Source organism: Streptomyces sp. TRM49041, assembly GCF_008271805.1.
In the GTDB taxonomy this organism is placed as follows: domain Bacteria; phylum Actinomycetota; class Actinomycetes; order Streptomycetales; family Streptomycetaceae; genus Streptomyces.
Genome location: NZ_VSRY01000146.1, coordinates 40,252 through 53,012, shown reverse-complemented (window position 1 = coordinate 53,012; position 12,761 = coordinate 40,252). Strand labels below are relative to the sequence as shown.

The window sequence follows — 12,761 nt, the reverse complement described above, 5'->3', positions numbered from 1 at the left end:
CCGACGTGGTCGCGCACTGCGTCAGCGACCGCGCCTCGCCCCTCGTCCCGCCGTACCGCCAACCTCGTCCACCCGTACGCGCTGACCTCCCCGCCCCGAGCACCACTGGAGCCCCCATCCGCATCACCCGCCACACCCTGCCGCTGATCGCCGGTGCCGCCGCTTGTGTCACCTTGGCCCTGACTGGCTGCACCAACGACAGCGGCACCGCCGAGTCGAAGCAGGCCCCCGGAGCCAGCACTGCGCCGAAGCCGACGCGGGTCCCTTCCCTCACCCAGGCGCAGGCGCGCGAGGCCATCACCCACTACTCGCAGACCAACAACCTCGCTCACCAGAGCCAGGACCGCGCCCTTCTCGACACCGTCGAGGGCGGGCCCCGATACGCGATGTCGCTGGCCGACATCAAGCAGGACGAGGCCCTGCCCAAGGCCGATCGTGAGCCGTATCGACCGTGGTCGTACGACCTGTCCGCCACCGACCTCTACATCCCGCGCCTGGCGGATGGACAGCAGCGGTGGTTCGCCGCCGTCACCCGGGCCGGCAGCCAGCAGCAGTACGCCCGCGTCCTGATCCTGGCGGAGAGTACGAAGTCCAAGCAGCAGTGGGAGATGGTCGCCACCGTCGACATCGACGATCCGAAGCAGCTCCCGCAGATCGTGCTCGACAACGATGGGTACGCCACCGCGGTCGACGCCACCTCGCAGTCCCTGGCCGCGCCGGTCGGCGTGCTCCGCTCCGCCGTGACCGACAACTTCGCCACCGGAGGCGAGACAACCGGGAAGAAGGTCTTCAACCCGTCGAAAGCCTCCCAACGGCAGATCAAGGTCCACGACGAGACGACCCGGAAGTTCGGCCCGCGCGGCACCACCCGCTTCGCCACCGCCGACCCGCAGTTCGCCGACGCCTACGCGCTGAAGACCACCACGGGCGCACTCGTGATCTTCTCCCACACCCACACCCAGCACGACGCGGTGACCGCCCCGGGCCTGGGGATCGTGCCGGAGAAGCAGGACCGCGCCTGGCTCGGCACCAGCCCCAGCCTCGCCTTCACCTACACGTTCACCTGCTCCGACATCGCCGCCGTCCCGAGCGTGCCCGAGCCGTCCAGCCTCCTGGGCTACGGCTGCCGCCGCACCGACGCCAAGGCCGCTGGCTCCAGCACCTCCGTCTAGAAGGACCCGTGCCCCAAGACCCCGACTTCGAGCTGTACGACAACGTCGGCCGCGACGCCGAGCAGATCGCCGCCGCACGCTACGGCATCGCCACCCGCGGTGATCTGCTCCGGTGGGCGAGGCGGGACTCCGAAGCGTTCCTCGCGGAGCATCCGCTGCCGGACAAGCCCCTGCCCAGCCCTGACCTCGCCCCCTACCTGGCCGCGCTCACCGCAGCGGAGACCCCTGCCGAGGTCAGCGCCGTCACCCAGCGTCTTCTGGATGCCGCCGAACCCGCACTCCGGGCGGTGAGCGACTACCTCTTCGCCGCCGCCCAGTGGCGCGGCCAGCACCGCGGCGCGGCGAAGGGCTCGCCGCCCAAGCTCCTGATGGAGGCGGCCAGCCGCAGCCTGTCCGTGGCGGCCATCGCGGACGAGGCCGATCTCAGAACTCTGCGCGCTGCGTACGACCCGGCGCCGACGCTGGACCTCCCGCCGCCGGGTCCGGCACGAGCCTCGACGGCACTCCCCCCAGCCCCGCCGCACGTCCCGCCCGCCGGCCCGACACCCGGCCGGTGATCCTGAAACGCCCTGGAGGCCCCTCCTGTCGACCGGTTCCTTCATCGCCCGCCCCACCGAGACCGGCTACACCGGCATATACGTCCATCTCGACGGCCAGCCGAGCGAGAAACTGCCCATCCTCCTCGCCGCCCACCGGTACCGGTTCGGCCGTGACGTCGAGGCCATGGTGCGGCATCTCGTGGACGGCGTCGCCGTGGGATGGGACGAGCTGGGCACTGATCTCCTGGACGGTGCCCGCCCGAGATCCTCTCGGCGCTGACCGGCGGTGAACAGTGGTCCAGCAGCACCCTGGACCACCTGGTCACCCCCGACGGCTCCCCGCCGGTCCGCATGACGTCACCGAGAAGACCGCCGCCGATCAGGACGTGCAGTGGGGGTACATCCTTCGCCCCCACGGGATCGAAGTGATCAGCGTGCTGCACGCCGCCGCCGGTCCCGTCGTGGCGTGGGGCACCGACCCCCGCGCCCGCTTCAGCAACCACCCGGCGCACTGGTCAGCCCCCGCCCCGGCCGCGGCGCCACCGGCCCGTCCCGCCCCCACCTCGCCTTCGGTTGGTCCCCGCACCGCTGCCCGCCGCTGACCCTTCCCGCCCGCGCTTCCCGGAGATTTCCCTGTCCACGCCCCCGATCACAGTCGTCATCGCCAGCCGCCTGCGCGAGGACCGCCTCGATTACCTGACCGCCATGCACGCCAGCCTCACCCGGCAGTCCGTGCCGTGGGAGGCAGTGATCGCTCTAGACGGCGCCGACCCGAGTCGTCTGCCCGCCCCTCTCGCGGCGGACCCGCGCATCCGTACCCTCACGCTTCCCCGCCCGGTCGGCGCCGCCTGCGCCCGCAACCTCGCCCTCACCCAGGTCCGCACCAAGTTCGTGAACTGGGCAGACGATGACGACGAGTTCACCGACGGCGCCATGACGGCACGGCTGTCCGCCCTCGAATCCACAGGGGTGGGCTGGTGCGCCGGCTGGAGTGAGGACCTGCACCCCGACGGCTCGACCACGCTGTGGCGCTGCCCGACGCCGCCAAGCCGACACGAGGCCGGCGACGTCATGAACTACTGGGCACGGCCGCAGGACACGATCCCGATCGGGCCGACCACGATCCTCGCCCGCACCGACCTCGTACGAGCGGCCCCGATGGGCGGCCTCGTCCAGGGCGAGGACTACATGGCGGCCGTCGGCGTCACGGTCCTCGCCCCGGGGATCCTGCTGCGCCTGCCGGTGTACCGGTACCGCAAGCACCCGGGGCAGATGACGCAGCAGGCGTCGTACGACCAGCTGGAGGCGGCGGCCCGCGAGCACGCGCACGGCTACGGGACTCAGCCTGCGGGCCGCCCTTCGTAGCCGCGAGGCCCTCGCCCGTGGCTGACGCGCACATCGTCCTCGCCTACAGCCGGGATGCCGGCATCGTCGCCATCGTCGGCGGCGAGCAGTACCCCTGGGCCCACACCGCGCTGGAGGAGTCCGGCTTCCGCCGTGGCGAGGCAGGCGTCTACCGCCTTCCGGCCGACGACGCGGATGCCTCCCGCGCCATTATGGCGGGCCTGATCAGCTGCGCCGAGCGGCACCGCACCAGCGTGTCCACCAGCAGCCGGCGCTTCATCGGCGACGCCGCTCGCGACATCGCGCGCCTTCTGCCCGGCCAGTGGAGCGCGACGGTCGAGATCTACTCCCACCCCGTCTGGCAGGAGGACCTCGTTCCCTGGATATGGGACAGCGGCGAACTCGGCCGCACCCTCCAGACCGAGCGGATCCCCTACGCCGCCACGCTCACAGACATGGTGCACGGCACCACCCTGTTGCTCACCGAGCGCCCAGGACGCCAACTCGACTACCTCATCGGGGCCTTCGCACCGAAGGGGCTGGAGGAGGGCTACGGCGATCCGCACGCCCCGCGCAGCATCGTCCTGCCGCCACTCCCCGGACGCGCGGCCCAGGCCGTCGCCGACCGGTACCTCCCTTCCTACGAGCAGGCCGTCCATGCCCGCCGGACCGCGGCCATCTCCGCCGTGCTCCAGCACATCCGCTCCGAGCGCGACACCTGGCAGGCCATGGCCGCCTCCGCCCGCTACAGCGACGCCACCCCCCTCAGCGTCAATGCCCTCGGCACCGCGACCGAGGAGTTCCTCGACCACTCCTGGCGCAGCTTCCTCACCGTCGTGGACCACGCCCCGACCCTGCTCGACCGCTGCCGACCCGCCCGCAGCCCATGGCCACAGGACGCCGCCGCGCTCTCCCGCCTGGCCGACGCCCTGGCCGACGCCGAGGTCCTGCTGGAGGAGGCGGTCCACAGCGCGCCTCTCCCACCCCGGGAACGCCAGGCGCGGGCGTGGTCAGCCATCGAGACCTGGCTCACCGATGGAGAAACCTTCCTGCGCCAGGCCCGCGTGAGCGCACCTCACCGGCACCCGGCCCTCGCGGTGTCCGCGCCGCCGCGTCCCCTGCCTGCGGCGCGTCCGGCACCCCGCCGCTGACCTGCTCCACCACCGACCTCGTGAGGAGTTGCCCGCCCTCTTGGAACCCGGCACCCACTTCGTCTTCGGCACCCACAAGGAACACGGCTTCGTCGCCTCCTTCACTTCCTCCATGCCTTCGCACCTCGCCCAGTGGTTCCTGCTGCGCGAAGAGTTCGAACCCGTCCCCAACAAACCCGGGCTGTTCAAGCTCAGCGAGCCGGAACGGGACGGCCCTCGCCGCACCCGCCAGGCCGTCCACGATCTACGGCGCCAGGGCTACGCCGTGCACGCCGACATAGCTCTCGACCCCGCCGCTTCGGCCAGCCCGCCGCGCCCCGTCCTGCCGAACGGGCTCCTGGAACGCCGCAGCCGTCTCGCCCAGGCCGCCGCCGGCCGCACGACACAGCGCGGCACGGCGCCCACCACCTCACCTCCGTCTGCCCGGCCGATTCCGCCGAAGCCCACCTACGCGCCGACCGTCCACCTGACGGCCTCCGGTGGCGGGCGATCTCGATGACGCCCGGAAGCGACCCGGCCCCCGAAAGCCCGCTGCCCGCGGCACCCGACCTCGCAACTCACGCACGCAACTTCCGACTACGGATGTCCGTCATCGCCCGCGAGACCGAGGGCGCGCTCGACATGACCCGCGACCGCTACGGCCGCACCGTCCACGAAGGCGCCGCGGCAGCCGCACGCGCGCACCGCGACAAGGCGGCCGTGGAGGCGTACGCCACGCACCTCGCCCCGTACGTCGATGCACTGCTCGATGCCGCCCGCCGTGCGCTCGACGAGCTGCCGCCCGCCCGGCACCTCACCGGGTGGCGCACCGTGCTGGACGGCCTCGCCGCGTCCGCGGCCGAGATCCGGCAGGCGCTCGACCGGCCCGCCGCCCCCGGTTCCGCCGTACGCACGCAGCATGCGGCCTTGTGGCCCCACCTCGCCGCCTGGGCGGACCACGGCTCCATTGCCGCCAACCTCGCCGATCAGAACCAGCACCAGCACCACAAGGCCCCGCTGACCGACGAAGAACAGCAGGCGTGGACCGAGCGGGCCCAGGCCGCGCAGAGGCGAGGCGAGCTAGAGCTGACCGAGTCGTGGTACGCCACTGACGGGCATCCCATCACCCTCGCCCATCTGATCGAGGACGACGACTCGAGGGTGGTCGCCCTCAGAGGTGACCCGGACGCCCCCGGCTGGCAGGTGATCGGGCACTTCGCCCACGAATACGAGGCCGGGCAGGTGCTGCCCGCCGCGGTCCCGCCCGGCGTGCTGCGCGCGGACGTCTCGGAGTTCAACCGCCCCGTGCCCGCCCCCGAGGTATCGCTGCAGGAACTCATCCGGGACGTCATCGAGGCCCAGCACGCCGGCGACGCGTCCAACGCGCTCCTCGGCGCCACCCAGCGCGGTTACAACGCGGGCCCGATGATCCGCCTCCAGGAACTCCTGGAGACGGCAGGCCAGTTCGCCAGCGCACTGGAGACCGTCCAGGGCCGGCAGATCGCCGCCCGGCTCACCGCACTCGGCCGGCAGATCGACTTCCTCACCCGCGAAGTGCACGACGCGGCCGAGGACCTCGGCGCGACCGTCGCCGTCCTGCCGCCGCACCGCACCCCCGCCCTACGGGTCCGCCCGCGCCCCGCCGTGGACACCACACCGCCCACGCCGCCACCCCGCACCACCCCCGCCCGCCACCGCTAGGCACCGCTCCCCGAGAGAAAGCACCCGTTGTCCCTGACCGCACCCCCGGCCCCGGCACCGCGCATCACCTATGGCGCGGTGCTGGGCAGCCCGTACGTCGCCCGCCTGCTCGGCGGCACCCTCACCGGCCGCCTCCCCAACGGCATGGCGCCCGTCGCCATCCTCCTGTGGGCCACCGCGACCGGAGGCAGCATCGCCTTCGGCGGACTGCTCAGCGCCCTGTACGGGCTGTCCTCCGCACTGTCCCAGCCGGTCAAGGGACGCCTGATGGACCGCCACGGACAGACCGCCGTGCACCTGCCCGCCGCCCTGCTCAACTCCGCCCTGCTGGTGACCCTGCCTGCGGTCGGACCCCAAGGAAGTCCGGCCCTCACCACGGCAGTCGTCGTCGCAGCCGGCCTGACCACGCCGCCACTGGAGGCCGGGCTCCGGGCGCTGTGGCCCAGCGTGCTGCCCAACCCCCGGCTGCGGCACGCCGCGCTCGCCCTCGACACCGGCACGCAGGGCCTGCTGTACATCGTCGGCCCCCTGCTGGTCGCCGCGCTCGCCTCCGCGTACGGCCCGTCCCTCGCGCTCGCCGTCACCGCTGCCCTCGGTCTCGTCGGCACCGCAACCGTCGCCTGTGCACCGCCCTCCCGGCGTTGGCGTCCCGCGCAGGCGACGAGCAAGGACGGCGGGCCCGGGCGGCGGCTGACCATCCCTGGCCTGGTGCTGCTCTTCGTCTCCCTCGCCGGCGTCGGGTTCGCGATCGGGTCCATGAACGTGTGGTCGATCGCCATGGCCGAGCACCACGACCAGGACATGCTGTCCGGGATCCTCCCCGCCGCGTTCTCGACCGGCAGCTTCCTGGGGGGCCTCGTCTACGGACGCCGCACCTGGACCAGCACCACCACCGGCCGACTGATCGCTGCCGGGGCCGCGTTCCTGGCCGGGTGGCTCACCCTGCTTGCCCTTCCGGGACCGTACGCGGCCACCTTCGCGGTCATCGTGCCCGGTGCGTTCCTCACCGTCGTGGTCGCCTGCGCCTACGTCACCACCGACGCTCTCACCCCCGCGGGCCGCACGAGCGAGGCGTACGCGTGGCTGATCCTGTCGATCGGTGCCGGCCAGTCCGCCGGCACCGCCCTCGCCGGACGCCTCGCCGAGCAGCCCTTCGCCAGCGCCGCGCTCCCCGCCGCCGGCGCCGCGTTCGCGGTCACCGTCCTGCTCGCCGCGCGCCCGCACCTCGGCCCCGCTGGCCGCCTCCCCCGGGCCGGCAGACACCGCCGCCCACACCGGGGCCGGCACAAGGCCCCCATGAACAACACCGCAAGCCTCTGACTTTCATACCTATTTGAGGAGATTCATCTATGGCTGTCCGTACGCAGTGGACTGTGGAGCACTCCTGCTCCCACGAGGTCGTCCATGACCTGTCCAACCGTCCCGCCGACAAGCGCGCCGGATTCGCCCGCTGGCTCGCCGGCCGGGACTGCACCGACTGCTGGAAGGCGGCTCGCGATGCCGACACAAAGTCCACGAAGGAGTGGCTCGCCGCCAAGCGCGCCGAGGAGCAGCAGGCTGCCGTCGAGTGGGCGGAGAAGTTCGACATGCCGCAGTTGGAGGGTCCGGAGAAGGCCCTCGACTGGGGCGGGCGATCCCGCCACCAGCTGATGACCTCCTCGCACACCGCGCTGGTCGTCGAGGGGTCCTGGGACGAGGCGGACTGGGCGGAGCTGGAAGAGAAGGCGCGCTCCATCACCCGCGCCGGATGGTGGATCGACCAGCGGGACGCGGAGGGCACCGACCTGCTCGAACTCCTCGACGCCGCCGGCGAAGACGACCGCGGGACGGAGAACCCGTTCCGCTGACTGGGGCGGAACATAGCCGAGGATCGCCGGTTAGCCAAACCGGCGATCCTCTGGACCATTGTTCCTCCCACCGCCACCCGCCCCGCGTGGAAGGAACCGCATGTCCCAGCCCCCGCCCACTCCGGCGTTCGCTCCGACACCCGACCCGCTCACCCCCAACCGGGACATCACCCACGCCCACTTCCAGGCCGGCGACACGGTCGTCGTCCTGAAGGGGGTCGCCGGCGGAGAACTGTGGGGAGACGCCATGCGCGTGGTCGCCCCGTCCTGGCACACCCCGACCGACGAGGACGGATGGCGGCTGCGCGATGCGACTGGCGGCGCACAGACGTACATCACCGCCCACCCCCGCTACCTCGTGCACCTCTCGCGTCGCTGCCCGGACTGCCTGATCCATCTCCGGGCCATGGAAGATGCCCTTCTGTCGAAGTACACCGACGACAACACCCTGATCGACTGCGGCTGGTACACCACCACCGCCCTCAACCAGTTGGTGCACATCGCCGATGCCCGGGGCAGCCGGTGATTCCCCGTCTCCACGAGCGGACCCACACGCCGAACGACGTGCTCACCGAGGCGCTGGGACGTCCGGTGTCGCCGGACGAGGGGCTGACCGAGCACACCGTCGTCGCCCACTGGCCGGGCCTCGACTCCTACACCTTGGACGACGAGCAGAAGATCTGGACGTCCCTCCAGTGGGCTGAGCACCTCGAAGAGCCGCTCATGGAGCACCCGTTCGCCGCCAGCGCGAACGGCGACCGGCGCGCGATCTTCCACCTCGACGTCCGGCTCCGCCCCGACGACCGTGAGCTGACCGGCCCCGAATGGGCTGAAGTTGCCCACCGGCTGGCCCGCGCCGCGGGCATCGAAGTCCCCGGCGAGCCGAACGGCTGCCGGTGGATCGCCGTCCATGCCCAGCCTGGACGCCTCGACCTGATCGCCAACCTGATCCGCCTCGACGGTTCCTGGCACACGCAACCTGCCGCGGTCCTGCGACGCCTCTCGGCCGAGTCCCGCCGCATCGAGCAGGACCTGCGCCTGATGCCCGTACGAAGCACTCCAAGGCCGCCAGCCCTCGCCCGGTCCGCCTCCACAGCATCAGCCCAGCTCGCGGCCATCCTCTCGCAGCTCGCCGACGAGCAGACCGGCCCGTTGGCCACAGTGCGCGGACTCGTCGAGCACACCGCCCACCGCATCGCCCACCAGCCCGATGCCGCCAGCACCGCCATGGCGCACCGCCTGGAGCTGATCGCCCGCCGCCTCTACGGGATCCAGCAGGACCTCGACACCACCGCGACCCACCTGAACGCACCCACCCGGCCACGCACAGCCTTCCTGGTACTGCCTAGCATCACGGCAGCCGTACGGCGATCACCGTAGGAGAAACGTCTCTTTGCCCCTGGCCGACCGATTCCTGACCGTCCGCCGCGACCCGCACTCCGAGGAGGTCCTCGCCCGCGGCGGAGACCCCGAGGCCCACAGCGTCCTGCAGCGTACGGGCTTCGTCCCGGTGGTCCGCGTCCACGAGACCTACCACCGCGCCCCCACCAACCTCATCGAGGACGACGACACCCGCCTCGGGATCGAAGCCGTCGCCCGGCTTCGGGCCGTCGGATACCACGTCGACTGCGACGAGGACTTCGACACCGACCGCCGACCGGTCCACGATCTGCCGCTGGGCGCCTCAGTCGCCCATCTCGCCCAACGCATCCGCGAAGCCACCACCACCTGGGATGCGGCCGGCGTACTCACCGAGCTGACCGCCTCCCACGACGGCCTCCTGGCCGCCCTCGAAGAAGTCCTCATCGCCACCGCTGAGTTCCACGACGGCCTTGGCGACGCGGCCGACCCGCACATCGCCCGCCGTCTGCGCTACCTCGCCGACGAGCGTCTGCAAGCCATCCGTAGCGACCTCTCCCACACCCGTAACGCCCTCGCCGACCGGCACGTCCCGCACCCCGGCCGCAGCAGTTGCGCCGAAGAGGTCCCCTCCACCGAACCCGAGCGCCCCGCCGTCTGCGCCTGCCCACCACCACCGCGCACCGCGCCGGCCCCGCCACCGCCTCCCGTGGCCGCCGGGCTGCGCCGCTGACCCCACCTCGCTCAAGGACACCATGCACGACTACGACAACTCCGAGCGCCTCGCCTCGTACGCCGACGTCCTCGCCGGCGAACTCCCGGGCGCCTGGACCGGTTCCTACCACCCTCCTGAAGACAAGGACGACCTCGCCGAACTGGCCGACCGCATCTGGGACCTGGACCTCGTCGCCGCCTCCCTCGCTGAGCACCCACTCCAGCAGGCCGCCGTCCTGAGCCGCCCGGACGGAGCCCGGCTCGTCGTCCTGGAACGGCACGACGAACGCGACGGATTCCTCGTTGCCGCCGTCGCCCCGCGCGCACTGCCCGACGAGGCATACCGCGCAGTACCCGAGCCCAACGGCATCGCGCTCGCGGACGATCCGTTCCTGAGCGCCGAGCAGGTCGCCGGCGACCTGCTCGCCCGCTACGACACCGCGCTCGCCCAGGTCAGGCACAACGCCCTGGGCGGCATCCAGCCGTCCCAGCCGGATCGGGTCGTTCTGACCTGGCAGCAGGACGGCAGCGTCGCCGCCGCGCCCGTGGATGACACGGCCGGCGCCGTCCTCGTGGCTCACGGCTTCATCCAGGATCCGCAGACCGGTATCTACCGCCTCGACGCAGACGACACCAGGGCCCAGGCCCGCGCCCTGCGCGCGATCGGCCCCCAGCTCGACGCCCTCGGCATCGGCACGGCGCTCCAGCACCCGGCGGCTCGGACCGCCCCCACCGCCGCCATGCCGCCGGCCCCGGCCGCCACACGAACGCCGGCCACCAGGGCTCGATGAAGCAAGGGGAACCCGACTTCCTGGTGCTGGAGTACGTCACCACCACCAAGGACGTCCCCGCGGGGGCCGGGAGCGGAGTCCCGCCGACCAGCTCATGGACCTCACCGGACGCTTCTGCCAGGACACACGGCAGATTGAGTACCTCCGCAACCTGGCCTGGCGTACTCCCTCGGCGGGCAACAGCGCCCCCGCCGGAGCACTACCCGCGCCCCCGGCATCCGCGCCGTCCCGCCGCCGCTGACCCGCACGACGATCAGGAGCACCGCACTTGGGTAACCGAGCCGACGACTACGGGACGGACGTCGAGTTCTACGTCAAGGCACTGACCAGCACCATTTACGCAGCCACGCCGACCGGCGCGTCGGAGAAGCTCCTCGCGCTGCTCGACCGCCTCGGCCTGGAGCGCCAGGAGGTCCGTACCGGCGGCCCCGTCTACGTCTGGCACACCGTCCCCGACCACCTGTCCGAGGTGGAACAGAAGCGCCTCGCCACCCGCGCGATCCCAGCCCTCCTCGTGGCCGGATACAAGGTCAACATCGATCCGGACCTGTTCGACGAGGCCACCTACCAGCAGGCCGCACGCGAGGTACGCGCCCGCCAGCCCAGGGCCGCCACGCGCAGCCCCGCCTCGCCTGCTGCCTCTCCTCCCACAGCGGCGGCCCACCGTACCCCGTAAGCCCGAACGGCGGCCCCGGTGCCCTCTTGCCGGGGCCGCCCCCGACCGCACCACCGACTGGAGTCCCCGTAACACCCCGCACGACCACCACGCCGATCTCCCGGCGTCTCACGCCCCGTCTGGCCACCGCTCTATTCCGCCGCTACCTGCGCGCCTGCATCCCCATCGGTCCCGATCGGACCGTTCCGCTGGCTGGCGCGCGCCCCGAGGCCGGTCCGAGCGAAGCCCGGCGGATTGGCCACCGCCACCACCACTGATCCCGACCCTCGTCCTGGAGGAGCATGCCCCACCCCAACCCGCACGTGCACCTGGCCGACGAGATCGCCCGTCAGCTCGGCCAGCTCGGCGACAAACTCGCGACACTCCCCCCTCACGAGGCCACGCAGGTCATCGCACGCGTTGTGGACTCTGCGGACGGCGTCCTCGCCGGGGTCACCCACCTCGTGTCCGTCAGCAGCATGTTCGCCAAGGTGCAGGCCGAGCGCGGCGCTCTGCCGGCCGAGGTGTGGCTCGCCCTGGGGCGCGCCTCGAATGAGCTCGACGCCATCGGCGGGGACCTGGACGAACACCGCAAGACCCTCCAGTACGTCAGCGACCGGCCCAACACCGGACCGGCGAAGCCCTCGGCCCCAGCTCCACTCGTCGTCCGGCGGCACCGGTGAAAAAGCAGCAGTGGAAGGGCTGGGGCCCCGGCGAGCAAGCCGAGCAGCACTACCTGGTTGAACCCCGTGCCCTCGCCGGCGGCGGCGATCTCCGGCACGTCTCCGAGTTCCTGCGCGCCTGTGGGTGGCGGGACAAGTCCAAGGCGGGCGGGCCCCTTGCCATGGAAAGCCCGGACCAGATGGTCGGCATCGCCTACGACCCCTTCGTACTGCCCGGCGGGTGGACGATCCACGGTGCCGCGAGCGGCCATCAAGACGAGTGGTGGGCGCATCTCGGGCGGCAAACGCCGGTAGAGATCGTCGCCGGTCTCACCGACGCCCTCACCCGCCCCCGCTCCGCGCACGCCCCCAACGTCTGGGCACCTCTGCAGGACCAGGGGTGGCACCGTCCGCCCAACGCCGAGCATGTGACCGCGACCAGCCCCGACGGCAGCGCCTGGATGCAGTTCCACCAGGGCCCCGACGGCGAGGCGATGTGGTGGTCCGGGGCGAAGGACAAGCAAGGCAACGGCTGGACCGCCCAGTTCGCACCCAGCACCCCGATGCACCTCGTGCAAGCCTTCTCGACCGCGCTCGCCAGTCCCGAACCCGTGATGCGCCCGCTCGGGCGGGTTCCACACAGCGCCCAGATCCGCACCACGTCCGTGTCCGTCCTGCCCTCCGAGCTCAGCGCCTGGCAGCAGGCCCGGATCGCCGCCGCCCGCACCGCCACCTGGGCTCGCAACGCCGCCCGGAGCAGTCGGCCCCGCACCACAGCCCGCCCCCACGCCAACGCCGGTGGCGCCCGCACCTACCGCTGATCCCCCACACCCACCAACTGAGGAGC

The 12,761-nt window shown here is 72.2% G+C and carries 14 protein-coding genes and 1 pseudogene; all 15 read left to right on the top strand.

All coding sequences use genetic code 11. The annotated features are described in order from the left end of the window. Window positions 1-173 precede the first annotated feature (173 nt). Window positions 174-1,172 carry a hypothetical protein gene (locus FVS66_RS20530; protein WP_262387108.1) on the top strand — a complete coding sequence of 333 codons (999 nt, stop codon included), beginning with the start codon at window positions 174-176 and terminating at the stop codon, window positions 1,170-1,172. A gap of 8 nt (window positions 1,173-1,180) precedes the next feature. Next, window positions 1,181-1,729 (top strand): hypothetical protein, encoded by a 549-nt coding sequence (locus FVS66_RS20525; protein WP_149182643.1) that lies wholly within the window; start codon window positions 1,181-1,183, stop codon window positions 1,727-1,729. Window positions 1,730-2,416: 687 nt separating this feature from the next. Further along, window positions 2,417-3,101 (top strand): annotated as a pseudogene (locus tag FVS66_RS20515) (glycosyltransferase). Continuing rightward, on the top strand, window positions 3,094-4,206 hold the full coding sequence (locus tag FVS66_RS20510; RefSeq protein WP_149182642.1) for a hypothetical protein: 1,113 nt from the start codon (window positions 3,094-3,096) through the stop codon (window positions 4,204-4,206). Before FVS66_RS20515 ends, FVS66_RS20510 begins: the two are co-directional and overlap by 8 nt. Before the next feature lie 40 nt (window positions 4,207-4,246). After that, window positions 4,247-4,705 carry a hypothetical protein gene (locus FVS66_RS20505; protein WP_149182641.1) on the top strand — a complete coding sequence of 153 codons (459 nt, stop codon included), beginning with the start codon at window positions 4,247-4,249 and terminating at the stop codon, window positions 4,703-4,705. Then, the gene (locus tag FVS66_RS20500; protein ID WP_149182640.1) at window positions 4,702-5,886 is read left to right on the top strand and encodes a hypothetical protein; all 1,185 of its coding nucleotides are present in this window, start codon (window positions 4,702-4,704) and stop codon (window positions 5,884-5,886) included. The genes FVS66_RS20505 and FVS66_RS20500 overlap by 4 nt, the downstream gene beginning before the upstream one ends. Window positions 5,887-5,913: 27 nt before the next feature. Beyond that, window positions 5,914-7,206, top strand: a complete 1,293-nt coding sequence (locus FVS66_RS20495; RefSeq protein WP_262387107.1) for an MFS transporter — start codon at window positions 5,914-5,916, stop codon at window positions 7,204-7,206. Window positions 7,207-7,235: 29 nt separating this feature from the next. After that, window positions 7,236-7,733 (top strand): hypothetical protein, encoded by a 498-nt coding sequence (locus FVS66_RS20490; protein ID WP_187645624.1) that lies wholly within the window; start codon window positions 7,236-7,238, stop codon window positions 7,731-7,733. Between the two features lie 100 nt (window positions 7,734-7,833). After that, window positions 7,834-8,259 carry a hypothetical protein gene (locus FVS66_RS20485; RefSeq protein WP_149182639.1) on the top strand — a complete coding sequence of 142 codons (426 nt, stop codon included), beginning with the start codon at window positions 7,834-7,836 and terminating at the stop codon, window positions 8,257-8,259. Beyond that, a complete protein-coding gene (locus tag FVS66_RS20480; RefSeq protein ID WP_149182638.1) occupies window positions 8,256-9,113 on the top strand; it encodes a relaxase/mobilization nuclease in 858 nt (285 codons plus the stop codon). Before FVS66_RS20485 ends, FVS66_RS20480 begins: the two co-directional genes overlap by 4 nt. Before the next feature lie 13 nt (window positions 9,114-9,126). Then, the gene (locus FVS66_RS20475; protein ID WP_187645623.1) at window positions 9,127-9,825 is read left to right on the top strand and encodes a hypothetical protein; all 699 of its coding nucleotides are present in this window, start codon (window positions 9,127-9,129) and stop codon (window positions 9,823-9,825) included. A 22-nt stretch (window positions 9,826-9,847) separates the two neighbouring features. Continuing rightward, complete coding sequence (locus tag FVS66_RS20470; protein ID WP_149182637.1) at window positions 9,848-10,597, top strand: hypothetical protein; 750 nt, start codon at window positions 9,848-9,850, stop codon at window positions 10,595-10,597. A 268-nt stretch (window positions 10,598-10,865) separates the two neighbouring features. Next, entirely contained in the window at window positions 10,866-11,273 is a 408-nt protein-coding gene (locus tag FVS66_RS20465) for a hypothetical protein (protein WP_149182636.1), read from the top strand. Between the two features lie 281 nt (window positions 11,274-11,554). Then, window positions 11,555-11,935, top strand: a complete 381-nt coding sequence (locus tag FVS66_RS20460) for a hypothetical protein (RefSeq protein ID WP_149182635.1) — start codon at window positions 11,555-11,557, stop codon at window positions 11,933-11,935. Then, window positions 11,932-12,735, top strand: coding sequence for a DUF317 domain-containing protein (locus FVS66_RS20455; protein ID WP_149182634.1), 804 nt, complete (start codon window positions 11,932-11,934; stop codon window positions 12,733-12,735). The genes FVS66_RS20460 and FVS66_RS20455 overlap by 4 nt, the downstream gene beginning before the upstream one ends. Window positions 12,736-12,761: the final 26 nt, after the last annotated feature.

Bases quoted from the DNA above. Each gene is read 5' to 3' on its own strand.
- FVS66_RS20500 (WP_149182640.1), top strand. From the start codon at position 4,702: ATGACGCCCGGAAGCGACCCGGCCCCCGAAAGCCCGCTGCCCGCGGCA.
- FVS66_RS20490 (WP_187645624.1), top strand. From the start codon at position 7,236: ATGGCTGTCCGTACGCAGTGGACTGTGGAGCACTCCTGCTCCCACGAG.
- FVS66_RS20485 (WP_149182639.1), top strand. From the start codon at position 7,834: ATGTCCCAGCCCCCGCCCACTCCGGCGTTCGCTCCGACACCCGACCCG.
- FVS66_RS20470 (WP_149182637.1), top strand. From the start codon at position 9,848: ATGCACGACTACGACAACTCCGAGCGCCTCGCCTCGTACGCCGACGTC.
- FVS66_RS20460 (WP_149182635.1), top strand. From the start codon at position 11,555: ATGCCCCACCCCAACCCGCACGTGCACCTGGCCGACGAGATCGCCCGT.